Raw genomic sequence first — 24,457 nt, forward strand, 5'->3', positions numbered from 1 at the left:
CCGGCTCGGGGCCGACCTAGGCGCGGCTTGGAGACCGCTCAACGAGGCTTCGTGCCTAATGGTGCGGGTCGCGGACGCCCCGCCGGGCCGTCACCCGTGCATAAACTTGGCCGGGCGCTTCTCCACGAAGGCGGCCATGCCCTCCTTCTGGTCTTGCGTGGCGAGCATGGCGTGGAACATCCGCGTCGTGGCCCGCCACGGCGCTTCCGTGATGTCGGGGAACCCACGCATGAGCTCACATGCCTACTACCCGACCGCCAAGGCGCTGCACTTGCTGACGGCGGCCCTCTGGATCGTGGCTTGGTTCTCCGCCGCCCACAAGGTCGCGGGGGCGCCCTGCCTGCGCACGCCCTACCACCCGCACCAGCTCGCCGGCATCATCAGCGGCCTGCAGGCGACCGTGGCGCCGGGCGGCGGCGAGAGCCAGAAGGCGGCCTGATCCCCTCCGGCCTCTGGACGCCCGCGCATCAGGCGGCCATCCAGCCCCCGTCGACCTCGAGGTTGACGCCGGTAATGAAGCTCGCCTCCGCGCTCGCGAGGAAGAGCACGGCTCGCGCGACATCGTCCGGATGCCCGAGGCGCGGCCATGGCGTGCGCGCCCGGGCCCGGGCCAGCACGGCCTCGTCGAGCAGGCGGCCACCCTGCCCGGTGATGATCTTGCCCGGCGCCACCGCGTTGCAGATGATGCCCTCCGCCGCGTAATCCGCTGCGACCTGCCGGGTCAGGTAGGCGATCCCGGCCTTGCCGACCCCGTAGGCAAGGTCCCCCGGCGCCGCGATCATGCCGTGCTGCGACGAGAGGTTGACGATCCGCCCGCGCTCCTCCCCGCGCAGGGGCTGGGCAAGCATCTGCCGGGCGGCTTCCCGGCAGCACAGGAACACGCCCTTGAGGTTCACCGCCATCATCCGGTCCCAGTCGGCCTCCGCGAGGTCCGTCAGGCGACGCGGGTGACGGATGCAGGCGTTGTTGACGATGACGTCGAGCCGGCCGTGCCGCCGGACCGTGTCGGCGACGAGCCCCTCCACCGCCGCCGCATCGGAGACGTCGGTTTGCCGGAACTCCGCCCGGCCGCCTTCCCCCCGGATCAGCGCGACGGTCGGACCGCCGCCCTCCAGCACGGCTTCGGTGACGTCAGCCACGACGACCGCGGCGCCGTTGCGGGCGAACAGGCACGCGATGGCACGCCCGATCCCAGAGGCCGCCCCCGTGACGATGCAGGTGCGGCCCGCGAGGCGGCAATTCGCGTCGATGACGGGGGTCTCCTGGCTCATCACGCGCTACCTCGGCATGGGGCCGGGCCGGCCGAGGAAGTCGGCGGCGGCGGCGGGCAGGTCGTAACGCGGCCGGTAGCCGGTCTCGGCGACGAGGCGCGCGATGCTCATCGGGGCACGGTCGAAGGCATCGTAGAGCCGGATATTGGCGTGAGCAGGCTCGGTGACGGACCAGGCGAAGCCGGGGTGGCGCGCCGCCACGCGGGCGCACCAATCCGCGAGCGACCAAGTGAAGCCGGCCGCGACGTTGTAGACCCGGTGGGGCAGCGCCGGCGCGTCGAGGAGCGCCAGCAGCCCCGCCACTGCGTCGCGGATGTAGAGCCAGTCCCGGTGCCCGGGGCGGGGGAGGCGCGCGGCGCCGCCGGCCTTCGCCAGCCTGAGCACCTGGAGCGGCGCGCTCAGCGTGTCGCGCACACCCGTGTCTCGCTCGAAGGGCCCGAAGCAGGTGCCGAGGCGCGCGGCCACGCAATTGATCCCGACGGTCTCGGCGAGGCGCAGGGCGGCGGCCTCGCCGGCCTGCTTGGTGATGGCGTAGAGCGAGCGCGGCCGCAGTGGCGTGGCGTCCTCGACGAGGGGCTCCGGGCCGGCGGCGCTGTCCCCGTAGACGGCGCCGGAGCCAAGATAGAGGACGCGGCGGACGCCGTGCGCCCCCGCCGCCCGGACCGCGTCCGCCACCGCCCCGACATTGACCGCCACGATGCCCGCTGGGTCGGCGCGCTCCCGGGCCGCATCCGCCGTAACCGCAGCGCCTATCACCAGGGTGTCGACCGGCTCGGCCGCGAAGATCGGGTCGAGGGCGCCGGGCTCGGTCAGATCCAGCGACACGGGCCGGTGGCGCCCGGGTCCGGTCCCGGCCGGCGCCGCGCCCCGGTCGACGGCGATGACCGTCTCGCCGCGGGCGATGAGCGCCTCCGCGAGCGCGGCGCCGACGAATCCGGCCGCTCCGGTGATCAGGTAAGTCATGAAATGTTCCGCTTCCGGACTCAGTCGCCGAGCTCGGATCGGGGTTTTCCGGTCGCGGATTCGAGGAAGCTGTAGTCCATGTTCCTCGCCACCTCCGCAGAGACATCTTTGGAGATGTACTTCAGGTCGCGCATCATCGCAGCGATCGCCAAAGCTTGCGGGCGGTACATCCGATAATCGGGCTGCAAGTTTTCGATCGCTGCGGCCGCAATAGGCTTGTCGAGGCCGGTCACCTTGGTGATCACGGCGATCCAGGCGTCGTGATCCTGCGCGACATGATCATCGATCTTGACAATGCCTGCGACGACCGATTGCACGGCCTTACGCTCGGCCGCGATCACGTCGGAGCGCGTCACCATCAGGTTCGTCAGGCGGCCCGCCGGCTGGTCGTAGGGATGGTCGAAGAACTTCCCTGCCCCAACCTGCCGAATCTGCGTCGCGAACGGCTCGACGGAACAGATCAGATCGACCTCGCCCCGACGAAGCGCTTGCGCATGATCTGACGGATTTGGAATATTGATGAACTCGACATCTTTGCGCATGTCGATGCCTTGCTTGGCGAAGGCGCCGCGCATGTGGATGTCCTGAGCATTGCCGCGAGAAGCCGCGACCCGGAACGGCTTGCCGGCCTTGCTGCGCTCAGTGATCATCGCTTTGAGCGCGGCCCAATCCCCCTCTTTCACAGCGAGATCGTTCGCGAGCAGCAGCTGGGAGCCGCCATTGACCTGACCGGAGACCGCTACGACGTCGAAGCCTTTATCGAGGGCGGTCGCGTAGTGGAGGTAGGTTACCTGCGCGACGTCGATGCTCTTCGAGACCAGCGCGGTCAGCACGTCGTTGCCAGTGTTGAAGCCGATCACCTCAACGGCGTTCACGTAATTCGGCAGCAGAACCAGCGGCGTGCAATGGGCACACTTGGCGAAGCCAAGCTTCAGCTTCGGCCTATCCTGCGCCAACGCCGCGCCCAGGAACAGCGGCAAAATCAGAAGGCAGGCGAGAAGACGTAAAGGTAAGCGCATCGAGATGATGTCCTTTCGACGGGGGATCCTGCGCTCACGCGGCGCTCGGTGCGGTTCTGCTGGATTCCGGGAAGGCGGAGGCGACGACGTCGGCGGTGTGGCCGACATGCTCGGCGAGGAGTTCCCCGGCCCGCGCCGCATCACGGGCCGCGAGAGCGTCGAGGATCTCGCGATGCTCCGCGATCGACTGTTCCCAGCGGTCCTCCAGCCGGAGTGCGAAGTAGCGGACCTGCTCGGCGCGCGACAGCAGAGCGGCGTGCATCTCGGCGAGCGGTGCGTTGCGCGCGGCCAGCACGATGGTCCTGTGAATCGTTCGGTTCGCGATAAAGTACGCCTCGCGCCGCCCGACCTCGTGCTCACGCTCGATCTCGTCTTGGAGGTCGCGCAAACGCCGCAACTCCGAGGTGGTGATGCGTATGGCCGCGAGTTCCGCAGCCAGCCGCTCGAGGCCGCCGAGAGCTTCGAACAACTCGCGGATCTCGTCGGGACGCATGGCGCGCACGCAGGGCGAGCGGTTCTGGCGCAGTTCGACGAGGCCGTGCTGCGCCAGGAGTTTGAGAGCCTCGCGCACTGGGGTCCGAGAGATGCCGAGCGCGGCGGAGAGCTCGACCTCGACCAGAGGTGCGCCGGGCGCGAGATCGCCTCGCACGATCATGTCGCGCAGCCGCTCGGCGGCCTGCTCATGCAGGCCCGATCTTAGGACCGGAAGGCCGGCCGTTAAGGCGAGGGACGGCAGCTTCCTGGGACGGCCGCGACGCGGGATAGGATCGGTCAAGGAGACGCCCAAATGACTGGTTTCTGCGCGGCATCTTAGCCTGAAACGCCGATGTTGCATGCCGCTTTGGTCGGCAAATCTGCTTAATCTGGAGACGTTTCGCTCCAATTGCATGCAGCATGCAGAAAATGCCTTGCGCGTTCTGGGCCGTGTCCCGATGGTGCGCCGAACAGTCCTGCGGGATGCCGGAGTGAACCTTCGCACGGCTCCCAGCGCCGGTCCGTCTCGGCGGTCCGTACCACGGGAGCATCCCTCGATGCAGACGGTCAGCCAATCCCTCCCGGGTGGCGCTCGGGTCGCGGTCCGCCAGGCCTGGCTCGAGCGCGGACGCTCGCGCCTGGAGCGTCTCGCCGTTCCGGTCCTCCTGCTGGCGGGCTGGGAAGTAATCGCGCGCTCGGGGTACCTGCCGCCGAGCCTGCTGCCGCCGCCCACGGCCGTCCTGCACGCCCTGGGCGACTGGACCCTCGGGATCGACGGGACCACGCAGGATTACTCGGGCACCTGGGCCCGTCACGCCCTCTCGAGCACGTGGCGCGTCCTCGTCGGCTTCGGCCTCGCAGCGCTGGCCGGCATCGCGATCGGTACCGCGATCGGGTGGTCGCGCTCCGTCGAGAAGGCGATCGAGCCGACGCTCCAAATGCTGCGGCCGATCCCGCCGGTCTCCTGGATTCCACTGGCCATCATCTGGTTCGGCATCGCCGACAAGCCGGCGATCTTCCTGGTCTTCCTCGGGGCCTTCTTCCCGATCCTGATGAACACCATCCACGGCGTGCGCACGATCGACCGGAACCTCGTGCGGGCCGCATCCATGATGGGGGCGAGCGAGCGGCAGCTCCTTTGGAACGTCGTGGTTCCGGCCGCCCTACCCTCGATCTCCGCGGGCCTGCGCATCGCGATCGGCTCGGCCTGGATGCTGACGGTGACGGCCGAGATGGTCGCGGTGAAGAGCGGGGTCGGTTACGTGCTCTGGGATTCCTACTACTTTCTCCGCTACGACATGGTGATCGCCGCGATGGTCTCGATCGGCCTGCTCGGGTACCTGTCGGACTGGGCGATCAAGGGATTGATGGGCCGCGTCCTGCGCTGGCAGCGAACCACCACCGTCCATGGCCGGGAGGGCTGACCATGGCCGAGATCGCCATTCGCAACGTCACGAAGACCTTCCACGACCGAGCCCGCGCCCGCGATATCCTCGCGGTCGACACCGTGAACCTGACGATTGCCGACCACGACTTCGTCTGTCTGCTCGGTCCCTCGGGCTGCGGGAAGTCCACGCTCCTCAACATGATCGCGGGCTTCGAGAAGCCGAGCACCGGCTCGATCGAGGTCGGCGGCGCCCGCGTCGAGCGGCCGGGCGCCGACCGCGGCGTGGTGTTTCAGCAGCCGACCCTGATGCCGTGGCTCGACGTTGCCGACAACGTGGCTTTCCACCTGAAGCTGAAGGGCGTCCGCCGCAGGGGGCGGCGCGAGCAGGCGCAATCCTTCATCGACCTCGTCGGCCTCACCGGCTTCGAGCGGCACTTTCCCTCCGAACTCTCGGGAGGCATGAACCAGCGCGTCGGCATCGCCCGGGCGCTTCTGATGAATCCGCGGGTGATTCTGATGGATGAACCCTTCGCGGCCCTCGACGCCCAGACCAAGATGGAGATGCAGGAGGAACTGGTGCGGATCTGGGAGCGCATCCGCTGCACCATCGTGTTCGTCACCCACAGCGTCGATGAGGCCCTGGTGCTGGGCAGCCGGATCGCCGTGATGACGCGCCGGCCGGGCCGCATCCGCGACGATTTCGCCTTCGATCTCCCGCGCCCGCGCGACGTGACGAGCCCCGCCTTCAACGATGCGAAGCGCCGGATCCTGTCCCTGATCCGGGACGAGGCCGCGACGGCCCGGCGGGCCGCCTGATGGCCGCGCCGGATGCACTGTGGGACGGGGACCTGACGGGCGCGCGCCTGCGCCTCGGGATGCTGACGCCCTCCTCGAACACCGTGCTGGAGCCGATGATGGCGGCGCTCGCCGCTGATCTGCCGGGGGCGAGCGTGCATTTTAGCCGCTTCCGGGTGACCGAGATCGCCCTGTCGGAGGCCGCGCTGGGGCAGTTCTCACTCGCGCCGATGATCGAGGCTGCCGAACTGCTCGGGCACGCGAAGGTCGACGCAATTGCGTGGAACGGCACCTCTGCGGCTTGGCTCGGCTTCGCACGCGACGAGGCGCTCTGCGCGGCGATCGAGCGGGCGACCGGGATCCCCAGCACGACCTCGGTCCTCGCCTTCCGCGATCTGTTCCGCGCGACGGGCGCGCGCCGCATCGGCCTCGTCACCCCCTATACGGGGGACGTGCAGGCCCGCATCATGGCCAATTGGGAGGAGGCGGGCTTCCCCTGCACGGCCGAGCGGCATTTGGCGCTCAGCGACAACTTTTCCTTCGCGGAGGTCGACGAGGAGCGGGTCGCCGAGATGGCCCGGGCGGTCGCCCGCGAGGGCTGCGACGCCGTGGCGATCGTCTGCACGAACATGCGCGGGACCCTTGTTGCCCCGGCCCTCGAGCAGGAGATCGGCGTCCCGGTCTACGATTCCATCGCCGCGACTATGTGGGGCAGCCTCGGCCTCACCGGGCGGGAGGCCGGGACCCTCGCGGCTCGCGGCAGTCTGTTCGCGGTTCCGCCGCCCTGCCGGCGCGAGCGCTGAGGAGGCGAGCGGTGCGGATCCTCCTTCTCAATCCCAACACCTCGCAGGACATGACCGACCGCATGGTGGCGGTGGCCCGGACCGTCGCGTCCGCGGGTACCACCCTCGTGCCGGTGACGGCGGCGCGCGGAATGCCCTACATCGCGAGCCGCGCCGAGGCGCAGATCGGTGGCGCGATCGCCCTCGAGATGATCGCGGAGCATCACCGCGGCGTCGACGCCGTCGTGATCGCGGCCTTCGGGGATCCCGGCCTGCTCGGCGCGCGCGAGCTCTTCGACATCCCGATCGTCGGCATGGCCGAGGCCGCGATGCTGAGCGCCTGCATGCTCGGGCGCCGCTTCGGCATCGTCACCTTCGCGCGGGCGCTGGGCCCTTGGTACGAGGACTGTGTGGCGATGCATGGCCTCGCGAGCCGCTGCGCCGGCATCCGGATGCTCGACGCCCCGGTCCGGGCCGTCGCCACGGTGCAGGACGACAGCGAGGACCTCCTCGTCGAGCTGGCGATCCGCAGCGTCGCCCAGGACGAGGCCGACGTCATTATCCTGGCCGGCGCTCCGCTGGCGGGCCTCGCCCGTCGGGTCGCCCACCGGATCCCGGTCCCGCTCGTCGATCAGGTGGGGGCCGCCGTGAAGCAGGCCGAGGCCCTCGTCGCTTTGCGTCCTCGCAAGGCGACAACCGGCACCTTCAGCCGGCCGCCGGCCAAGCCAGCGATCGGCCTGCCCCAGCCTCTGACGGAGCGGATCGCCCATACGGACGAGGCCGCCTCGCTCCGCGCCGGGTGAGGGGAAGCCCATGACCGAACTCGACCTCGCCATTCGGGGCGGCACCGTGGTGACGGCCGCCGATTCTGTGCGCGCCGATATCGGCATCCGCGACGGCCGCATCGTCGCGATCGCCGATCGCCTGGAGGGCGCTGCCCGCGAGATCGACGCGACCGGCCTTCTGGCGCTGCCGGGCGGCATCGACAGCCACGTCCACATCGCCCAGGCAGCGGGGACTGGCATCGTCATGGCGGATGACTTCGCCTCTGCGACCGCGGCGGCGGCGGCGGGAGGCAACACGCTGGTGATGCCCTTCGCACTCCAGGCCCGCGGCACCTCGCTGCGCGAGGCGGTCCAGGCCTACCGGGGCCTCGCCGAGGGCCGCTGCTACGTCGACGTGGCGATGCACATGATCGTCTCGGACGCGTCCCCGGGCGTCCTCGGGCAGGAGCTGCCGTCACTCGTCAAGGACGGCTACACCTCGTTCAAGGTCTTCATGACCTACGACGATCTCGTCCTCAGCGACCGCGAGCTCCTCCAGGTCTTCGACGTGGCCCGGCGCGAGGGCGCCCTCGTGATGGTCCATTGCGAGGGCTACGACGCCATCCGCTTCCTGACCGAGCGCCTCGAGCGCGAAGGACGCACCGCCCCCTACTACCACGCGGTGTCGCGGCCGGAGATCGTGGAGCGCGAGGCTGCCCACCGGGCGATCAGCCACGCCGAACTCGTCGACGTGCCGATCATGATCGTTCACGTCTCCGGCCGGGAGGCGATGGAGCAGGTGCGCTGGGCGCAGGCGCGCGGCCTCAAGGTCTACGCGGAGACCTGCCCGCAATACATCACTCTGACGGCCGAGGACCTGCGCGACGCCGGCGTCGAGATGAGCGGCGCGAAGTATGTCTGCTCGCCGCCGCCGCGCGAGGCGGAGAGTCACGCGGCGATCTGGGAAGGCCTAGTCCAGGGAGTGTTCCAGACCTTCTCGTCCGACCATTGCCCGTTCCGCTACGACGACCCCGCGGGCAAGCTGACCCCCCGCGGCCGGACCTCCTTCCGCTGGGTGCCGAACGGAATCCCGGGTATCGAGACGCGCCTGCCGATCCTGTTCTCTGAAGGGGTGTCGAAAGGGCGGATCAGCCTGCAGCGCTTCGTTGAATTGTCGTCAACGAACCATGCTCGCATCTACGGCCTCACCCGCAAGGGCTCGATCGCCGTCGGATACGATGCCGACATTGCCCTCTGGGACCCAACCCGCCGCGAGACGATCCGCCAGGAGATCCTGCATCATGGCGCCGACTACACGCCCTGGGAAGGGTTCGAGGTCGTCGGCTGGCCCGTCACCACGATCCTGCGAGGCGAGGTGATCGCCGAGGCTGGCCGCGTCGTCGGAACGCCGGGTCAGGGGCGGATCCTCGACCGGCAACCTCGCTGACAGAGCCCGCAGCATCACGGGCCCGCCGCGCGAAGGGCAGTCAGAGCTTCAGCGGTCCGCGGCGAGCCCGCCGGCGCTGAAGCCAGAGCACGGTGAAGAGGGCGGAGGCGATGACGACGGCCGAAACGGCGGTCGTCAGCGTGCCGAGGGCGTAGATTTCCGGCGTCGTCACCGTCGTGGTCAGGCCCTGGAGCTCCAGCGGCAGGGTGTTGCGTCCCCCGATCGCCTGGCTGGTCCGCGCCAGCTCGTCGAAGGAGAGGGTGAAGCCGAACAGGGCGACGCCGACGAGGGAGGGCGCGAGGATCGGCACGACGACATGGGCGAGCGTCTGCGCACCGGTGGCGCCGAGATCACGCGCCGCCTCCTCGTAGGCCGGGTCGAAGCGGTTGAAGACCGCGAACATGATCAGGAGGCCGAAGGGCAGCGTCCAGGTCAGGTGCGCGCCGAGGGCCGAGGTGTAGAGCCCCATCGCGGTGCCGTGGTCCTGGAGGATCGTCCAGCCCGTCGCCGCGGCGAGTGCCTTGATGCCGTCGTCGATCAGTCGAAACTCCAGGCCGATCCCGAGGGAGACGACGATTGAGGGCACGATCAGGCTAGCGACCGCGAGGGTGAACAGGAGATTGGAGCCCCGAAAACCCTTGCGGAAGGCGAGGCCCGCGAAGAAGGCGAGCAAAACCGTCAGCGCCATGGCAACGAGGCCGAGCCGGAGGGACCTCCCGAAGGCCGCCCAGATGTCGACCACGCCGACGCCGGCCCAGAGCCGCGAGAACCAGTGCGTCGAGACGCCGTTCAGCGGGAAGGTCAGGCCGCCCTGCGGTCCCTGGAAGCTGAGGACGAGGATCGTCAGCGTGGGGCCATAGAGGAACAGCACGAACAGCGCGAAGAACACTGCCAGGACGTAGAACGAGAGATTGCGGGGACGGCCGCTCACGCGCTCACAGCTCCCGGCGCAGGTCGATGATGCGGGTCAGGCCGAGGATCATCAGCATCACTGCGCCGAGCAGCACCATGGCGTTGGCCGCGGCGGCCGGAAATTGCAGGTACGACATCTGAACCTGGATGACCTTGCCGACCGAGGCGATCTGCTGCCCGCCCATGACGCCGACGGTCACGAAATCTCCCATCACGAGGGTGACGACGAAGATCGACCCGATGGCGATGCCCGGTTTGCAAAGGGGAATGACCACGTTCGTCAGGGTCTGCCAGCCCGTGGCACCCGCGTCGTAGGAGGCCTCGATCAGCGCACGGTCGATCCGCGCCATGCTGTTGAAGATCGGCACGATCATGAAGACGGTGTAGAGGTGCACGAAGGCGAGGGTGACGGAGAAGTCCGAGTAGAGGAGCCCCTCGATCGGAGACCTGATCAGGCCGAGGCTCTGCAGCGTGTCGTTGACGAGCCCGTTGCGTCCGAGGAGGGGGATCCACGAAATCATCCGGATCACGTTCGAGGTCCAGAACGGGATCGTGCAGATCAGGAACAGCACCGTCTGGGTCGTGCGCGAGCGGACGTGGAATGCCAGGAAGTAGGCCACCGTGAAGCCAATCAGCAGGGTGCAGACCCAGGTCAGCGCGCAGAACTTCAGCGTCGACAGGTAGGTCCGCACCGTGGTGCAGAGGTCGCTGCCGTTGAGGCAGCCCTCGAAGACGTCGCGGTAGTTCTGCAGGGTGAAGGCCGGAACGATCTCGTACTCGTTGTACTCCCAGAAGCTGACCATCAGGGTGAGCAGCAGCGGGATAGCGAGGAAGATCAGAAACACGAGCGCCATCGGCGCCGCCTGCAGGTAGGTCCGGCGACGCCGGCGCCGCTCGCCCGCGTTGAGGCTGGTCTGCGGCTTGTCGGCCGCGAGCGCGGGCGCGGGCAGAACAATCTCGGTCATGGAGCTCTCCTCGGCGCTACAAAGAGGCACAGAACCCGGGCGCCAAGCTTCGACGTCCGGTCGCGTCGCGCGCGGCAGGCGCGGCGATGCGAGGTCGCGCTCACGCGGCGATGAACTCGTTCCACTTGCGGACCATATATGTGTTCTCGTCCATCACCGCGTTCCAGCAGGCAACCGAGCCCATGCGCGCCTCGAAGGAACCGCCGTCGCGCGTCGCACCGGCCTTCTCGAGGGTCGAGCCGTCCGGACCCTTGATGTCCTTCTCGGCCGCCTTGCCCTCCATCCAGTAGGCCCACTCGTAGGGTTCCATATGCGCCTTGGCGGTCTCCAGGACCGCGGAGTAGTAGCCTTGCCGGTTGAGGTAGGCTCCGGCCCAGCCCGAGAGGAACCAGTTGACGAAGTCGTAGGCGGCATCGAGCTTGCGCCCGCTCAGCGTCTTCGGCAGGCCGAAGCCCGACGCCCAGGCGCGGTAGCCCTCCTTCAACGGCTGGTAGATGCAGGGCACCCCCTGGGAGCGGACCTTGGTGACGGCGGGCGACCACATCGACTGGATCACGGTCTCGCCGGACGCCATCAGGTTCACGGACTCGTTGAAGTCCTGCCAGAAGGCCCGGAACTGGCCCGCGCGCTTAGCCTCGATCAGGAGCTTGATGGTGCGGTCGATCTCCGCCTTCGTCATGTTCCCCTTGTCGCCGTAGGTGTAGTCGCCCGTCGCCTCCACGACCATCGCGGCGTCCATGATGCCGATCGACGGGATGTTGAGGATCGACGCGCGCCCCTTGAACTCGGGGTTCAGCAGTTCCTTCCAGCTCCCGATCGGCCGATTGATCAGGTCCGGACGGATGCCGAGGGTATCGGCGTTGTAGGTCGTGGGGATCAGGGTGATCCACTCGGTGGGGAAATTCGCGAAGGTCTTTCCATTCTGGCCCTCGAGATAGAAGACCTTCTTCGGCGCCGTGCCCTGGTCCCCGATCGTCTTGCCGGCGACCTCGCCCTTGGTGAACACGCTGGTGATCTTGTCGGCGAGCTTGATGCGCTTGGCATCCATGCCGAGGATATTGCCCGAGGGGATGATTTTCTTGAGGCTGAAGAACTCGGTGTCGACGAGATCGAACGAGTTCGGCTGCGTCACCACGCGCTTGGTCACCTCGTCTGTGACCACCGGGATGTACTCGATGGTGATGCCGAGATCCTCCTTCACCTTCCGGGCGATCTCGGCCGATTGATTCACGGCCGTTCCGAGGTAGCGAAGCGTCACGGGCTCGGCCGCGTGGATCGCCGGAAATCCGGTGATCGGCCCGGCGCCGAGCGCCAGGCCGGCTCCTTTCAGGAAGGTGCGCCGGTTCGGTGTGGTGATCTCGCTCATGCGGGTGTTTCCCCTGGCTTGTTCTGCGCGAAAGGTATGATGTCAGGCGTCGAGCCGGTGTGCGGCGGCCTCGTCCCAGCCGACCGGAATGGTATCGCCGAGGGCGAACGGGTGCGCGGCGAAGGCGTGATCGCTCAGCACCGCGGTCAGCGCCGAGGAGCCGTCGGCCGGCCGCTCGATCCCGTCGGCATCGAGGCCGACCAGGACGCTGGTCCCTTGGTATTCGACCGCGACCACCCGCGCCCGACGAGCCCCCTGGCCGGCATCCTCACCGAGGCGCATCCGGTCGGTGCGGACGGCGATGGGACCTTCAGGGAGGCTGATCACGTTGTGGCCGCCGATGAAGCGCGCGACAAACGCGGTCGCCGGGCGCTCGAACACGGTGCGCGGATCGGCGGCCTGCTCGATCCGTCCACCCCTCATGACCACGACGAGGTCGGAAAGAGCTATTGCCTCCTCCTGACTGTGCGTGACGTGGATGAAGGTGAGGCCGAGTTCCGCCTGGATCCGCTTCAGCTCGACCCGCATCCGGCCGCGCAGGAATGGATCGAGGGCAGAGAGCGGCTCATCGAGGAGAAGGACCTTCGGGCCGGTGACCAGCGCGCGGGCAAGCGCCACGCGCTGCTGCTGGCCGCCGGAGAGCTGGGCGGGCAGACGTTCGGCCAGACGCTCCATCTGCACGAGGCTCAACATCGCCATGGCCTTGGCTTGCCGCTCGGCCTTGGCGATCCCGCGCATCTTCAGGCTGAAGGCGACGTTGTCCCGGCAGTTCAGGTGTGGGAAGAGCGCGTAGCTCTGGAACATCATCGCGGTGCCGCGTCCGGCAGGCGGTGCATCACCGACGGAATACGGCCCGATTACGACGTCGCCGCTCGACACGGCCTCGTGCCCGCCGATCATCCGCAGCGTGGTGGTCTTACCGCAGCCGGACGGCCCCAACAGGCAGCAATAGGCCCCTGACGAGATCTTCAGGTCGATCGCGTCCACGGCGAGGGTGTCGCCGTAGCGCTTGGTCAGACGGATCAGCTCGACATCCATGCGGTGCTCCCTGCGCTCTCGCGAGCAAAGGGCAGGCCAGAACCTTGGCCACTGCGGCGTTTCCGCCTCCGGCGAGGCATCTTCGAGACAGTTGGCGTCGGGGCTGCCGCGAGAAGCAGCAATCATCCAGTCTCGGTCGGTCCGAACTTGCATGCGCGCGTCACGCGCCGCCGAGCATCCGCGACAACGGGCCCGACAGTCCAGCGGTTTCGACGATGATTCGCGGCGGCGATGGCTCGGTTCGGGAGGCGGCAACGATCACCGCGCGTGTGCCTGCCTCGACCGAGCAGATCACCGGCACCGGAACCGCGGGCTGGATGCGCTCCGCCATTCCGGCGAGTGCCGCACCACCGAGGATAACGGTCTGCGCTCCCTTCTCCTCTACACAGGCGCAGCAGGCGGCAGCGAGATGGGCCAGGGCGGCCTCGGGGTCGCGGGCGATCTCACCGCCGGTCTGCGGGATCGTTCTCACCCCGGCGAATTGCTCGGAGAGCCCGAGCGTCGCGACGATCTCGCCGAGGATCGGCTGCCACAGGGCGCCGCCGGTGACGATGGCGAAGCGCCGGTCGGCACCGGCCGCCGCCCTGCAGGAGGCCTCGACCATGCCGACGACCGGCACCGCTGAGATCTCCTGCAGGGCGCACAGGCCCGGATCGCCGAAGCAGGCGAGGAAGACGGCATCGTGGCCGTTCGCGTGCTCGGCGAGGCATTCGAGTGCCGCATGCCCCGCGATCGCGAGGGCCGCGCGGCTCGCGATGTAGCGCGCGCCGAACCGGGCGGTGACCGGCTCGAACGCGGCTTTCCCGCCCCCGATGCGCCGCACATGCCCTGACACCAAGTCGGTGACGGTCTCGCTGGTATTCGGATTAATCAGGAGGATACGCATAATTCAACTGTCTCGACCTTCGCTCGGCCGGTCCGACGCGCATTGCGAAGGATACGCCAGGAGCGAAGCCTAATCTCGATGCCAGTCTCAAAGCCACGGAGCCAGCAGCGGATGCGATGTCCTGAGGTTGGATCGTCGACGTCCACGACAGCAAGGTCTGGCACGTCGGCACACTGGATTTCACTGACGTACGCGAGCGGTGCGAGGCGGCTTAGGAGAGAGCGCGATGAGTTATGAAGACGACGTCCTGGTGCAGACGTCCGTGATCAAGCGGAAGCGCCTCGGACTAGAAGAGCGGCAGCTTGACCCGACGGAGAGCGGAGCGCTGAAGCGGGCCGAAGCGATAGCTGGCCGGATGCCTAGGACAGCCGCGCTCCGGATTGTAGTTGACGATGAGACGGGCGAGCTGGAAAGCGCGACGATCCTCGGTCAATTCGGCGAGGTGCCGGAGGACTTCGCGTTGGGACTGACCGGCTGAGGCAGCAAGCGGATTGAGAACCTATCCGGATCGGTCGGCGCGGTGGTGGAGCGGGGCGACGGCGCATTCGGAGGGATCGAAGCAGCCTCGGTAGGTGCGGCCCAGGTCTTGATGCATGAGGATGGCGGCGGGCCAAGTCGCTGGGTTCGTGGGGCGCCTGACCCGCCGGCCGCACCGAACTGCTGGGAGGCGGGCGATGCGACGCAGAGACATAAGCAGATCGCGTGCCTCCCGACGGCGGACCGAGCCAACGTCGAGGAAAGACCCGGCCCGCCAGTCCGACCGCAGGGTTGAGCAATTCGCCGCCAGACAGCCCACGATGTGCACGGCGTGGTTAGCACGCCATTACCGAGACATGACGAAACCTGTTCGACGAATGCCTACTGGTTGACGAACAACCGCACCAAACCGCCCGCCGCATATTCGTCAAAAATTCGTTAAATTCGCGGCTTCGGGCGAACACAGATTAAAGCAAAGCGGCGCACGCTGCGATACGGCAGATTTCCAGTCGGAGATGAGCCATGTCGCGCGATGCGGTGATTGATCGTGGCTTCCTCGGCGACCGCCCTGCGGCCTGGATTGTCGGTGCTCTTGTCGCCCTCGAAGGGGCATTCTTAGCGGGGTGCCTAGCCTTCCTCTAGCGCGACGATCGCGGCTCTAATAGCGGCCTCGCCGAGGCCGGCAGCTAGCGGGCGCACCTGCAGAAACACCTCTAACCCTGGATCATCCAACAAACCGGATAGCGCGGTGCTCAGTCTTCGCTGTGCGTGAGGGCACACAAGAGAGCATACCCGGCCTTCGTAGATTGGGAATTATGGAGCCTGATCGAGCTACCTGAGGGCTATCCGTCGAGCACCGCCCTCGCCGTTTCTGTTGCAATGCGGTATGTTGTTTGCGATGCAGCAACGAGGCTGATATGGCTCACCGCAGAGTAATCAAAGCGATCAATGGCCAACCGGCGGCCTTCATCGGCTCACGGACTGGCCGCGAGGACGCCGAGAAGGTACTCCTTCGGGTTGGCGACCGTGAGGAGACGGCCAGCGGCCAACGATGGGCCTCGGCTCCCCTTTGGGAGGGCAAGCGACCATCGTGGGCTGGCCGCGAACGCTGATGCCATAGGACTCCCTGGAGATCCTCCATGGCAGACACAGAGGCGTCCACGGCCGGGAGCAAAACTCAGAAGGCGTCGGCCGCCTCTCCGAAGACCAGAAGCCACCGGCTTCGGACTGTTTCCCCTCATTGCTAAGTGGGCTGACCCTCTCCCATGAGCAAGAGTGGCCTGCTGGAGTATGCAGTGTCCACGGCTTCGGCGAAGACGTAAAAATGATTCGCCTCCTTCAATGTTTATACCTACCGTGCCCAGGTCGGCCTAAGGGTGCATTTTTTCGTCACTGTCATGCTGCCTGGCAGTCCAATTTCGAGCGTGCGAGACGATGCTTGGGATGCGGCGGCGCGACTTCGGTTCGCTCGTCTGTGGGGCGGCCATCGTCCTGCCCCGAAGCCTGCGCGCGCAGCAGCCTGCCCGGCCCGAGATTGGCTTTCTGAGCAGCCGATCTGCGACAGTCGATGGGACGCTCCTAACTGCCTTCCACAAGGGTCTTGCCGGATTGGGTTTCGTCGAAGGTCGCGACGTGACCATCGCGTATCGCTGGGCGGAGGGGCGCTACGACCAGCTCCCGGCGCTGGCCAACTCGTCAGCGTAGCCCTGCAGCAAGGCAGGCTCGCTGCCACCTCTCGGAGCAACCGCGACGGTCAGCGTCGTCGGACGCGTCCGGTAATAGGTCGCGAAAGCCACGAACGCGAGCACGAGGGCCAAGCCCAGCAGAAGCCAATCCTGCCGGCGACCGGGAAAGGTCATCCTAGCCACAAGCAGACGGGAGTGAGTCCTGGAGCGAAGTGGCCTCGCCATCGTTCCAAAGGATGCCATATCCAGCCTCGTCGATGGCTTCGGGAACGACGTCCTTCCAGTCCGCAAGGGGGTAGTCAGCGGCTTTGAGCGCTCTGATTATCAAGTTCTACCATGCGCAGCCTTAAACATCCGGGGTCGGGAAGACATCGACTGGAACGACCGCGCGCGAACGAGGAACTGGTCGTATCTCTGACGCTCTAAGAAACCGGAATAGAGCGAAGCCAGTGATTGCTGCCGCCACGAAAGTGACACCTGGCCGACGGCGTACGACGGCATCCACCTCGTCGTAGATCTCGCTGAACGTGCGTCTGTTGATCCCCTCGGCAAACTCTTCGACTCCTTCCGCTGCCGCATAGACGAAAGCCTTGATGTTAGACTGGTCCGAGAAGCCGGAACCACCCGAACGGATGGCGTTCCCGACATCTGAGACGACCCGAGATATATCAGCCTTGCGCTTGCCTGCGTAGCCGACCGCTTGCCTACGGACTTCGTCTGCGAAGCCCCCCGCGGTTTCAGAGCTCGTCTCGGCTGAACCCTGCGGCAGGTCCTTGGCGGACGCTCGCATCGTAGCTTCCTCAGCAAGACAGGATTCTCGAAGTCTGACTGGAAAGTAAAAGCTCAGCCTTAGGGTTCCATCTGACCCAACTTTGAAATCCCAGGGGCCAAGACCTGCCGGTCGGGTCAGGGGCGATCCTCTTCACCCGAGACCATGTCCCTGACCCGATCAGCCGGCTTGGCCGCGCGATTGCATACAACGGTCCGTCCGGTTTGGACCCGTGGAAGGACCCTGTGTGCGAATGACCGATTCAGTGAAGCGTCGGACTAAGCTCTTCCGTTTTGAGAGCCGCCTTCTAGCGATCGCCCTTTTGTCGGGCCTGATGACGCCGCCGGCGCTTGCGCAGGGCGTCCTGAAGATCGGGATGACCGCTTCCGACATCCCACTGACGACGGGCCAAGCCGATAATGGCGGCGAGGGCATGCGGTTCACGGGCTATACGGTCTATGACGGCCTCATCAACTGGGACCTTTTCTCGGCGACGAAGCCCTCCGTGCTGGCGCCAGGCCTCGCCACGAGCTGGACCGTTGACTCCTCCGATAAGACCAAGTGGACCTTTAAGTTGCGCGACGGCGTAACGTTCCACGATGGTTCGCCCTTCACCGCCGAGTCGGTGGTGTGGAACCTCGACAAGCTCCTGAAAAACGATGCCCCACAATTCGATCCGCGCCAGTCTGCGCAAGGGCGCTCGCGCATCCCGGCTGTGGCGAGCTACCGCGCCGTCGACCCGACTACCCTCGAAGTGATCACGAAGAATCCCGACGCGACGCTGCCTTACCAGATCGCCTGGATCATGATTTCGTCGCCTGCTCAGTGGGAAAAGCTGGGCAAGAACTGGGATGCCTTCGCCAAGACGCCATCGGGAACGGGCCCGTGGAAGATGACCCTGTTCGCCCCGCGCGAGCGTGCTGAGATGGTGCCGAATAGGGAGTACTGGGACAAGGCTCGAGTGCCCAAGCTCGACAAGCTCGTACTCGTGCCTCTGCCGGAGGCCAATGCGCGAGTCGCGGCCCTTCGGTCCGGTCAGGTCGATTGGATAGAGGCACCCCCGCCCGACGCCGTGGCGTCGCTGAAGAGCGCTGGGTTCGGCATCGTGACCAATGCCTATCCGCATAACTGGACCTGGCACCTGTCGCGCGCCGAAGGCTCGCCTTGGAACGACATCCGAGTGCGCAAAGCCGCCAACCTCGCGGTGGATCGTGACGGCATGAAGGAGTTGCTGAACGGCCTGATGATCCCCGCACAAGGCTTCATGCCCCCGGGCTCGGCCTGGTTCGGCAAGCCGACCTTCAAGCCGGGCTACGATCCGGAGGCTGCAAAGAAGCTTCTGGCGGAAGCCGGCTACGGCCCGAACAAGCCCATCGTTACGAAAGTCCTCATCGCACCCTCGGGCTCGGGCCAGATGCAGCCCCTGCCAATGAACGAGTTCATCCAGCAGAACTTGGCCGACATCGGCATCAAGGTCGAGTTCGAGGTGGTAGAGTGGAACACGCTCATCAACCTGTGGCGCGGCGGCGCGAAGGCCGAGATGTCGCGGAAAGCCACTGGGATGAACTTCTCCTACTTCATTCAGGACCCCTTTACAGGGTTCATCCGGCACCTGCAGTGTAACTTGGCAGCCCCGAATGGCACCAACTGGGGCCATTACTGCGACCCAGAGATGGATAAGCTGTTCGACGAAGTGCGCAACACCTTTGACCCGGCCGAGCAGACCAAGGTCCTGGAGAAAATCCACGAGAAGTACGTCAACGACGCTTTGTTCCTGATGGTAGCCCATGACACCAATCCGCGCGCCATGAGCCCCAAGGTGAAGGGCTTCGTCCAGGCGCAGAACTGGTTCCAGGACTTCTCGCCGATCTCTATGGCCAAGTGAGGGTGCTCGGTGGTCCGGGGGAGGAGCACCGCGGAGCAATCGGGACGAGGGTGACACCATGCTGAAGTTCATTCTCCAGCGCCTGCTCACGGTCACGCCGGTGGCGCTGGGCGTGAGCGTCGTCTGCTTCATGCTGGTCCACCTCGCCCCCGGCGACCCCTTGAGTGCCGTGCTCCCGGTGGACGCTACCCAGGAGACCATCGACGCCATGCGGGCGGCCTACGGCTACGATAAGCCGCTGCCGGTGCAGTACGTGATCTGGCTCTGGCACGTCCTTCAGGGCGATCTCGGCATCTCGATCGCCACCGGGCGGCCGGTGGCACAGGAGGTCGGCCGGGCCGTCGTCAACAGCCTCATCCTCGCCTCCGTGGCCACTCTCATCGGCTTTACCTTCGGCTGCCTGTTCGGCTTCGTGGCCGGATACTTCCGCAACTCGATCCTGGACCGGCTCGCCTCGGCGGTGTCGGTCTTCGGGGTGAGCGTGCCGCATTACTGGCTCGGCATGGTACTGGTCATAGTGTTCTCGGCTCAGCTCGGCTGGCTCCCGCCCACCGGCGCCGGACCGGACGGCTCGGGCAACTGGCGGCCCGACTTCGAGCATCTGCGCTACATCATCCTGCCGGCGCTCACGATGTCGGTGATCCCCATGGGTGTCATCGCTCGCACCATCCGGGCACTGGTGGGCGACATCCTCGCCCAGGACTTCGTTGGTGCGCTGCGCGCCAAGGGCCTCAGCGAGTTCGGCGTGTTCCGGCACGTAGTGAAGAACGCAGCACCCACCGCGCTCGCCATCATGGGCCTGCAGCTCGGCTACCTCCTCGGCGGCTCGATCCTGATCGAGACGGTGTTCGCCTGGCCCGGCACCGGCTTCCTCCTCAACGCCGCGATCTTCCAGCGCGACCTGCCCCTGCTCCAGGGCTCGATCCTCGTCCTGGCGATGTTCTTCGTCGCCCTCAACCTCATCGTCGACGTCGTGCAAACGGCACTCGACCCGCGCATCGAGAGGGGCTGATGGCACTCGCGACACAAGCCGCCGCGCCGATCCTCGACATCGCCAGCGGAGCCGCCCCAGCGCCGGCCGCGCCCGACGCCTTTGTGCCGTCGCGGGGGTTCTGGAGGCAGGTCGGCCACAAGCTCCTGCGCGATCCCGTGGCGATGGTCGCCGCCTGCGTCATCCTGGCGATCGTGGCGTTGGCGCTGCTCTCGCCCTGGATTACCCCGATGGACCCGTATCGTGGCTCGATGCTGCGGCGCTTGAAGCCGATTGGGGACGCGACTTACATCCTGGGCTCGGATGAGCTCGGCCGCGACATGCTAAGCCGCCTGATGATGGGCGGGCGCCTGTCCCTGTTCATCGGTGTCACTCCCGTCATCCTCGCCTTCATCATCGGGTCCGGCATCGGCATCCTGGCCGGCTACGTCGGCGGCTGGGTCAACGCCGTGCTGATGCGCACGGTGGACGTGTTCTTTGCGTTCCCCTCGGTGCTGCTCGCCATCGCGCTCTCGGGCGCCCTGGGCGCGGGCATCTTCAACTCAATCGTATCGCTGACCTGCGTGTTCGTGCCCCAGATCGCCCGCGTGGCCGAGAGCGTGACCACCCAGATCCGGGCGCGCGACTACGTCGACGCGGCCCGCCTCTCGGGCGCTTCGACCCTGACAATCCTGCGGGTGCAGGTGCTCGGCAACGTGCTTGGGCCGATCTTCGTCTATGCCACCAGCCTCATCAGCGTGTCGATGATCCTGGCTTCGGGCCTGTCCTTCCTCGGCCTCGGCGTGAAGCCGCCGGAGCCCGAATGGGGTTTGATGCTGAACACCCTGCGCACGGCGATCTACGTGAACCCGATGGTCGCGGCCTTGCCGGGGCTCGCCATCTTCATCGTCTCGATCTCGTTCAACCTGTTCTCCGACGGCCTGCGGTCCGCCATGGAAGTGAAGGCATGAGCATGCCCATCGGCCACGCCACCGTCCCGATCGTCCGTGACCGCGGCGGCCCGGCTCAGCCCCTTCTCACGGTCGACCGCCTGGTGAAGCACTTCCCCGCGAAGAAGGGGTTCGGCGGTGCCAAGGCGGTAGTGCGGGCCGTGGACGGCGTCGACTTCGAGATCTTGAAGGGTGAGACCCTTGGGGTTGTCGGGGAATCGGGCTGCGGTAAGTCCACCACCGCCCGGCTTATCATGGGGCTGACCCGCCACGATGCCGGCGAGCTTCTGTTCGACGGCGAGCGCATCGGCAGTCGGGCGCTGCCCCTGCGCGACTTCCGAGCCCAGGCTCAGATGGTTTTCCAGGACAGCTACTCGTCCCTCAACCCGCGCATGACCATCGAGGGTTCCATCGCCTTCGGGCCACAAGTGCACGGGGTGCCCAAGCGCCAAGCCATTGAGCGCGCCCGCAGCTTACTCGCCCGGGTGGGGCTGGAGCCGGCGCGCTTCGCCGCCCGCTACCCGCACGAGCTCTCCGGCGGCCAGCGCCAGCGGGTGAACATCGCCCGCGCGCTCGCGCTCGAACCCCGCCTCCTGGTGCTCGACGAGGCGGTCTCGGCCCTCGACAAGTCGGTGGAGGCGCAGGTGTTAAACCTGCTTATGGACCTCAAGCAAGAGTTCAACCTCACCTACCTATTCATCAGCCACGACCTCAACGTGGTGCGCTTCATATGCGACCGGGTGGCCGTAATGTACCTCGGGCAGGTGGTGGAGATCGGGCCCGCCGACACGGTGCTGGCCGCGCCGGCCCATCCCTACACGGCCGCGCTCCTGTCCTCGATGCCCTCGATGGACCCGGATGCGCGGACCGAGGCGGCGCCCCTGGCCGGCGACCCACCCAACCCGATCAACCCGCCCGCAGGCTGCCGATTCTATCCCCGCTGCACCCTCGTCGAAGAGGTCTGCCGCGGCGCGGTCCCGCCCCTCGACGCCCTCGATGCGCGCCACCGCGTCGCCTGCCTCGCCCGCCAGCCCGGCTCGGGTCATTCCCTAACGCCCAGCCTGACGGTGGCCGCATGAGCGCGTCCGCAACGGGACCGGCCGTCGAGATCCGCGGCCTGACGGTGGTCTTCGGCGGCGTGGTCGAGGCCGTCGACGGGGTCGACCTCACCCTGGAGCGCGGCCAGGCCGTGGCGCTGATCGGCGAGTCGGGCTCCGGCAAGAGCGTGACCTTGCGGGCGATCATGCGCCTGAACCCGGAGCGCCGGACGCGGATCGGCGGCGAGATCCGGGTCGGCGGCGCGGACGTGATGGCGATGTCGCCCAAGGCCCTGCGGGCCCTGCGCGGCCGGGCGGTGGCGATGATCTTCCAAGAGCCCCTGCTCGCCCTTGATCCCGTCTACACGGTGGGCCAGCAGATCACCGAGGCGATCCGCCAGCATGAGCGGATTAGCGCCGCAGCAGCCCGCCAGCGCGCCCTGGCGCTGTACGAGCGGGTCCGCATCCCGAGCCCGGAGCAGCGCCTCGATGCCTATCCGCACGAGATGTCGGGGGGCATGCGCCAACGCGCGATGATCGCCCTGGCGCTCGCCTGCCGGCCGCAGGTGTTGCTCGCCGACGAACCGACCACAGCGCTCGACGCCACGGTGCAGATCCAGATCTTGCTGCTCCTGCGCGAGTTGCAGGCGGAGCTCGGCCTCTCGACGATCTTCGTCACCCACGACCTCGGCGCCGCCGTAGAGGTCGCCGACCGAATCGCGGTGATGTATGCCGGCCGCATCGTCGAGGAGGGCTCCGCCCGCCACGTGGTGCTCACCCCTCACCACCCCTACACCATCGGCCTCCTGCGCAGCCGGGCTGACGGGGCGCTTACCAAAGGGTCGCGCCTCAAGACGATCCCCGGCTCGCCGCCGGATCTTGCAAACCGTCCGCCGGGTTGCCCGTTCGCCCCGCGCTGCTTCCTCGCTGAGGAGCGGTGCCGTGTGGACGCCCCTCCCGATGTCGCCGTCGCATCCGGTCACCGAGCGGCGTGCTGGCGCACGGAGGCTGCCCACGAGGCTTTTAAGGGCGACTGGGCTCGGGCGCCGGAGGACGCGACCGTCTAGTACTACTGTGTCACAGATCCCTGCTGACAGCATGGACATCGTTGCAGGGTTCGAGCGAGTGCCCGTACCAGGTTCAGGCGCAAGGTCGCGATGGAGTTAGGCACGTGTCGCTCGGGCCGGATCGGGGGCGCCGCGGGGTCTGTAACTGCCGGGTAGGGCAAGCGCTTGGCGCTCGGTGATCTCTGGTCCTGAGGGGGGAAAGCGGCCTCTCTCGGAGACCAGGAACCCGTAGGCCGCGATGCACAAGCTGGCGTGATGATGGAAGCCGCGCCAGCTCCGCCCCTCGTAGTGACCGAGCCCGATCTCCTGTTTCAGCTCCTGGTAGTCCCGCTCGATGCGCCAGCGCAGCTTGGTCTGGCTGACGAGCTCGGCCAGGGGCGTCTCCGGCGGCAGGGTCGAGAGCCAGTACTTGGTTGGCGCGTCCTCGCCCTCCGGCCACTCGATCAAAAGCCACTCCTCGGGACGGGGCTCATGTCGCCGTTCATCCCGATGCGCTGGGCGCGCCCGCACCGTCGCAAAGCGCGAGGCCAGCCGGCTGTTTGTGCCAGCGCGCCATGCGACACGCTGCCAAGCCGCCTCCGGCAGAGACCGGGCCAGCTTCTCTGCTGAGAGCGGCTTTTGTTCAGGGCTACGCCGCACCCGGGTTGGTGGGCGACCGCGTCCGCTCCAAAGCTTGGGCGGCAGCGGTGCCGTTCCGGGAGGCCACAGGCTCGTCGAGGACTGAACGCCCAGAATGTAGCTCATGCCCAAGGCTGTCAGGGCCGTACGGAAGGCTGTGTCGATCCCGTATCCGGCATCTGCCAGAACAACCCCGGGCGCCACCTGGTCGGCCAAGGCCGCTCGGATTTGATCCAGCGCGATCTCGGGCTTGGTCTGAAAGCTGATGTCCTCAGGTACGCCAGCCTTCCTGCGCCGCTCGGCATCCTGGACCCAGGCTTCTGGCAGGTAGAGGCGATAGGCCACTGGCAGGCTGGCCTGTGTGTTGGCCAGCGAGAGCGTCACAGCAACCTGGCAGTTATCCTGTTTGCCGAGCTGACCGCAGTATTGCCGCCCCACCCCGACCGAGTGGCGGCCCTTCTTGGGAAAGCCTGTATCATCGACGATCCAGGCCTGGATTGGGCCCTGGCTCGCAATCAGAGGCAGAACCTCGCTGCGGACCCGGGTCAGCAAAGCGTTGTCCGACCATTCACCCTTGGCCACGAAGTGATGCAGCGCCTGATGGGTGGCCTGGACACAAGCCGGCGCGATCCGGGCCGCCATTGGCTCGATGCTCTTGCGTGCTCCCGGCAGAAGAAGACCCGTACAGTAGGCCTTCAGCGGCGCGATCCGATCAGCATGACCCAGGACGCCTGACAAAGCCTCAAGGTAAGCTGCAAAACGCGGCTCATCGGTCAGCGGGGAGTTCAAGCGATCCATGCTTCGCTCCATCGCAGGACCGAATCACCCATTTTATCCACAAAATTTGTGACACAGTAGTACTGTTGTCTGGTAGCGGAACGTTGTTGGGATCAGGTGCGTTGGGCGATTGAGGAAAACGCCTGGCGCTTT

24 protein-coding genes and 1 pseudogene are annotated in these 24,457 nt (G+C 66.9%); 13 read left to right on the top strand and 12 right to left on the bottom strand.

Annotated elements, in window-relative coordinates; translation table 11 throughout:
- Positions 1–90: 90 nt before the first annotated feature.
- A pseudogene (locus F6X53_RS17085) lies at positions 91–183 on the bottom strand (enoyl-CoA hydratase); the annotation flags it as partial.
- Positions 184–229: 46 nt separating this feature from the next.
- On the opposite strand from F6X53_RS17085, the gene F6X53_RS17090 reads away from it, so the two are divergent.
- Positions 230–439, top strand: a complete 210-nt coding sequence (locus F6X53_RS17090) for a hypothetical protein (protein WP_151001399.1) — start codon at positions 230–232, stop codon at positions 437–439.
- A 28-nt stretch (positions 440–467) separates the two neighbouring features.
- On the opposite strand, the gene F6X53_RS17095 is transcribed toward F6X53_RS17090, so the two are convergent.
- The 4 genes from F6X53_RS17095 to F6X53_RS17110 are packed head-to-tail and all read right to left on the bottom strand — an operon-like array spanning position 468 to position 4,142.
- Positions 468–1,271 carry an SDR family NAD(P)-dependent oxidoreductase gene (locus tag F6X53_RS17095; protein WP_151001400.1) on the bottom strand — a complete coding sequence of 268 codons (804 nt, stop codon included), beginning with the start codon at positions 1,269–1,271 and terminating at the stop codon, positions 468–470.
- 6 nt (positions 1,272–1,277) lie between these two features.
- On the bottom strand, positions 1,278–2,234 hold the full coding sequence (locus F6X53_RS17100) for an NAD-dependent epimerase/dehydratase family protein (RefSeq protein WP_151001401.1): 957 nt from the start codon (positions 2,232–2,234) through the stop codon (positions 1,278–1,280).
- Between the two features lie 20 nt (positions 2,235–2,254).
- Entirely contained in the window at positions 2,255–3,253 is a 999-nt protein-coding gene (locus tag F6X53_RS17105) for an ABC transporter substrate-binding protein (protein ID WP_151001402.1), read from the bottom strand.
- Between the two features lie 34 nt (positions 3,254–3,287).
- Positions 3,288–4,142, bottom strand: a complete 855-nt coding sequence (locus F6X53_RS17110; protein WP_244965586.1) for a GntR family transcriptional regulator — start codon at positions 4,140–4,142, stop codon at positions 3,288–3,290.
- 142 nt (positions 4,143–4,284) lie between these two features.
- On the opposite strand from F6X53_RS17110, the gene F6X53_RS17115 reads away from it, so the two are divergent.
- The 5 genes from F6X53_RS17115 to hydA are packed head-to-tail and all read left to right on the top strand — an operon-like array spanning position 4,285 to position 8,902.
- Positions 4,285–5,151: an ABC transporter permease gene (locus tag F6X53_RS17115; RefSeq protein WP_151001403.1), complete on the top strand. Its 867-nt coding sequence runs from the start codon at positions 4,285–4,287 to the stop codon at positions 5,149–5,151.
- A gap of 2 nt (positions 5,152–5,153) precedes the next feature.
- The gene (locus tag F6X53_RS17120; protein WP_151001404.1) at positions 5,154–5,930 is read left to right on the top strand and encodes an ABC transporter ATP-binding protein; all 777 of its coding nucleotides are present in this window, start codon (positions 5,154–5,156) and stop codon (positions 5,928–5,930) included.
- Positions 5,930–6,712: a maleate cis-trans isomerase family protein gene (locus tag F6X53_RS17125; RefSeq protein WP_191970872.1), complete on the top strand. Its 783-nt coding sequence runs from the start codon at positions 5,930–5,932 to the stop codon at positions 6,710–6,712. Before F6X53_RS17120 ends, F6X53_RS17125 begins: the two co-directional genes overlap by 1 nt.
- A gap of 11 nt (positions 6,713–6,723) precedes the next feature.
- Entirely contained in the window at positions 6,724–7,494 is a 771-nt protein-coding gene (locus F6X53_RS17130) for an aspartate/glutamate racemase family protein (RefSeq protein ID WP_151001405.1), read from the top strand.
- 10 nt (positions 7,495–7,504) lie between these two features.
- On the top strand, positions 7,505–8,902 hold the full coding sequence (gene hydA, locus F6X53_RS17135) for a dihydropyrimidinase (protein WP_151001406.1): 1,398 nt from the start codon (positions 7,505–7,507) through the stop codon (positions 8,900–8,902).
- Positions 8,903–8,942: 40 nt separating this feature from the next.
- Here the strand turns inward: hydA and F6X53_RS17140 are convergent, their stop codons facing one another.
- From F6X53_RS17140 to F6X53_RS17160, 5 genes are all read right to left on the bottom strand, one after another.
- Positions 8,943–9,833: an ABC transporter permease gene (locus tag F6X53_RS17140; protein WP_151001407.1), complete on the bottom strand. Its 891-nt coding sequence runs from the start codon at positions 9,831–9,833 to the stop codon at positions 8,943–8,945.
- A gap of 4 nt (positions 9,834–9,837) precedes the next feature.
- Positions 9,838–10,779: an ABC transporter permease gene (locus tag F6X53_RS17145; RefSeq protein WP_151001408.1), complete on the bottom strand. Its 942-nt coding sequence runs from the start codon at positions 10,777–10,779 to the stop codon at positions 9,838–9,840.
- Between the two features lie 100 nt (positions 10,780–10,879).
- Complete coding sequence (locus tag F6X53_RS17150; protein ID WP_151001409.1) at positions 10,880–12,145, bottom strand: ABC transporter substrate-binding protein; 1,266 nt, start codon at positions 12,143–12,145, stop codon at positions 10,880–10,882.
- A 42-nt stretch (positions 12,146–12,187) separates the two neighbouring features.
- On the bottom strand, positions 12,188–13,183 hold the full coding sequence (locus tag F6X53_RS17155) for an ABC transporter ATP-binding protein (RefSeq protein WP_151001430.1): 996 nt from the start codon (positions 13,181–13,183) through the stop codon (positions 12,188–12,190).
- A gap of 160 nt (positions 13,184–13,343) precedes the next feature.
- Entirely contained in the window at positions 13,344–14,069 is a 726-nt protein-coding gene (locus F6X53_RS17160) for an aspartate/glutamate racemase family protein (protein WP_151001410.1), read from the bottom strand.
- Between the two features lie 226 nt (positions 14,070–14,295).
- Here F6X53_RS17160 and F6X53_RS17165 point away from each other — a divergent pair, with 226 nt between their 5' ends.
- Positions 14,296–14,547 (top strand): hypothetical protein, encoded by a 252-nt coding sequence (locus tag F6X53_RS17165; RefSeq protein ID WP_151001411.1) that lies wholly within the window; start codon positions 14,296–14,298, stop codon positions 14,545–14,547.
- A gap of 1,442 nt (positions 14,548–15,989) precedes the next feature.
- Complete coding sequence (locus F6X53_RS32445; RefSeq protein ID WP_191970873.1) at positions 15,990–16,250, top strand: hypothetical protein; 261 nt, start codon at positions 15,990–15,992, stop codon at positions 16,248–16,250.
- Between the two features lie 327 nt (positions 16,251–16,577).
- Here F6X53_RS32445 and F6X53_RS17175 read toward each other — a convergent pair whose 3' ends face one another.
- Positions 16,578–17,021, bottom strand: a complete 444-nt coding sequence (locus F6X53_RS17175; RefSeq protein WP_151001412.1) for a hypothetical protein — start codon at positions 17,019–17,021, stop codon at positions 16,578–16,580.
- 313 nt (positions 17,022–17,334) lie between these two features.
- Here F6X53_RS17175 and F6X53_RS17180 point away from each other — a divergent pair, with 313 nt between their 5' ends.
- The 5 genes from F6X53_RS17180 to F6X53_RS17200 are packed head-to-tail and all read left to right on the top strand — an operon-like array spanning position 17,335 to position 22,909.
- Positions 17,335–18,885, top strand: a complete 1,551-nt coding sequence (locus tag F6X53_RS17180; RefSeq protein ID WP_238296048.1) for an ABC transporter substrate-binding protein — start codon at positions 17,335–17,337, stop codon at positions 18,883–18,885.
- Between the two features lie 58 nt (positions 18,886–18,943).
- Positions 18,944–19,897, top strand: a complete 954-nt coding sequence (locus F6X53_RS17185) for an ABC transporter permease (protein WP_151001414.1) — start codon at positions 18,944–18,946, stop codon at positions 19,895–19,897.
- Positions 19,897–20,826: an ABC transporter permease gene (locus tag F6X53_RS17190; RefSeq protein WP_151001415.1), complete on the top strand. Its 930-nt coding sequence runs from the start codon at positions 19,897–19,899 to the stop codon at positions 20,824–20,826. Before F6X53_RS17185 ends, F6X53_RS17190 begins: the two co-directional genes overlap by 1 nt.
- On the top strand, positions 20,823–21,884 hold the full coding sequence (locus F6X53_RS17195; RefSeq protein WP_151001416.1) for an ABC transporter ATP-binding protein: 1,062 nt from the start codon (positions 20,823–20,825) through the stop codon (positions 21,882–21,884). The genes F6X53_RS17190 and F6X53_RS17195 overlap by 4 nt, the downstream gene beginning before the upstream one ends.
- Positions 21,881–22,909, top strand: a complete 1,029-nt coding sequence (locus tag F6X53_RS17200; RefSeq protein ID WP_151001417.1) for an ABC transporter ATP-binding protein — start codon at positions 21,881–21,883, stop codon at positions 22,907–22,909. Before F6X53_RS17195 ends, F6X53_RS17200 begins: the two co-directional genes overlap by 4 nt.
- Before the next feature lie 96 nt (positions 22,910–23,005).
- Here F6X53_RS17200 and F6X53_RS17205 read toward each other — a convergent pair whose 3' ends face one another.
- Positions 23,006–24,325 (bottom strand): IS701 family transposase, encoded by a 1,320-nt coding sequence (locus tag F6X53_RS17205; RefSeq protein WP_151001418.1) that lies wholly within the window; start codon positions 24,323–24,325, stop codon positions 23,006–23,008.
- Between the last annotated feature and the right edge of the window lie 132 nt (positions 24,326–24,457).

Source organism: Methylobacterium soli, from assembly GCF_008806385.1.
GTDB classification, from domain to species: Bacteria; Pseudomonadota; Alphaproteobacteria; order Rhizobiales; family Beijerinckiaceae; genus Methylobacterium; species Methylobacterium soli.

Coding starts and splice junctions, on each gene's coding strand:
- F6X53_RS17090 (WP_151001399.1), top strand. CDS start 230: ATGAGCTCACATGCCTACTACCCGACCGCCAAGGCGCTGCACTTGCTG.
- F6X53_RS17095 (WP_151001400.1), bottom strand. CDS start 1,271: ATGAGCCAGGAGACCCCCGTCATCGACGCGAATTGCCGCCTCGCGGGC.
- F6X53_RS17100 (WP_151001401.1), bottom strand. CDS start 2,234: ATGACTTACCTGATCACCGGAGCGGCCGGATTCGTCGGCGCCGCGCTC.
- F6X53_RS17105 (WP_151001402.1), bottom strand. CDS start 3,253: ATGCGCTTACCTTTACGTCTTCTCGCCTGCCTTCTGATTTTGCCGCTG.
- F6X53_RS17110 (WP_244965586.1), bottom strand. CDS start 4,142: ATGCAATTGGAGCGAAACGTCTCCAGATTAAGCAGATTTGCCGACCAA.
- F6X53_RS17115 (WP_151001403.1), top strand. CDS start 4,285: ATGCAGACGGTCAGCCAATCCCTCCCGGGTGGCGCTCGGGTCGCGGTC.
- F6X53_RS17120 (WP_151001404.1), top strand. CDS start 5,154: ATGGCCGAGATCGCCATTCGCAACGTCACGAAGACCTTCCACGACCGA.
- F6X53_RS17125 (WP_191970872.1), top strand. CDS start 5,930: ATGGCCGCGCCGGATGCACTGTGGGACGGGGACCTGACGGGCGCGCGC.
- hydA (WP_151001406.1), top strand. CDS start 7,505: ATGACCGAACTCGACCTCGCCATTCGGGGCGGCACCGTGGTGACGGCC.
- F6X53_RS17145 (WP_151001408.1), bottom strand. CDS start 10,779: ATGACCGAGATTGTTCTGCCCGCGCCCGCGCTCGCGGCCGACAAGCCG.
- F6X53_RS17150 (WP_151001409.1), bottom strand. CDS start 12,145: ATGAGCGAGATCACCACACCGAACCGGCGCACCTTCCTGAAAGGAGCC.
- F6X53_RS17155 (WP_151001430.1), bottom strand. CDS start 13,183: ATGGATGTCGAGCTGATCCGTCTGACCAAGCGCTACGGCGACACCCTC.
- F6X53_RS17160 (WP_151001410.1), bottom strand. CDS start 14,069: ATGCGTATCCTCCTGATTAATCCGAATACCAGCGAGACCGTCACCGAC.
- F6X53_RS17165 (WP_151001411.1), top strand. CDS start 14,296: ATGAGTTATGAAGACGACGTCCTGGTGCAGACGTCCGTGATCAAGCGG.
- F6X53_RS32445 (WP_191970873.1), top strand. CDS start 15,990: ATGCGGCGGCGCGACTTCGGTTCGCTCGTCTGTGGGGCGGCCATCGTC.
- F6X53_RS17175 (WP_151001412.1), bottom strand. CDS start 17,021: ATGCGAGCGTCCGCCAAGGACCTGCCGCAGGGTTCAGCCGAGACGAGC.
- F6X53_RS17180 (WP_238296048.1), top strand. CDS start 17,335: ATGACGCCGCCGGCGCTTGCGCAGGGCGTCCTGAAGATCGGGATGACC.
- F6X53_RS17185 (WP_151001414.1), top strand. CDS start 18,944: ATGCTGAAGTTCATTCTCCAGCGCCTGCTCACGGTCACGCCGGTGGCG.
- F6X53_RS17190 (WP_151001415.1), top strand. CDS start 19,897: ATGGCACTCGCGACACAAGCCGCCGCGCCGATCCTCGACATCGCCAGC.
- F6X53_RS17195 (WP_151001416.1), top strand. CDS start 20,823: ATGAGCATGCCCATCGGCCACGCCACCGTCCCGATCGTCCGTGACCGC.
- F6X53_RS17200 (WP_151001417.1), top strand. CDS start 21,881: ATGAGCGCGTCCGCAACGGGACCGGCCGTCGAGATCCGCGGCCTGACG.
- F6X53_RS17205 (WP_151001418.1), bottom strand. CDS start 24,325: ATGGATCGCTTGAACTCCCCGCTGACCGATGAGCCGCGTTTTGCAGCT.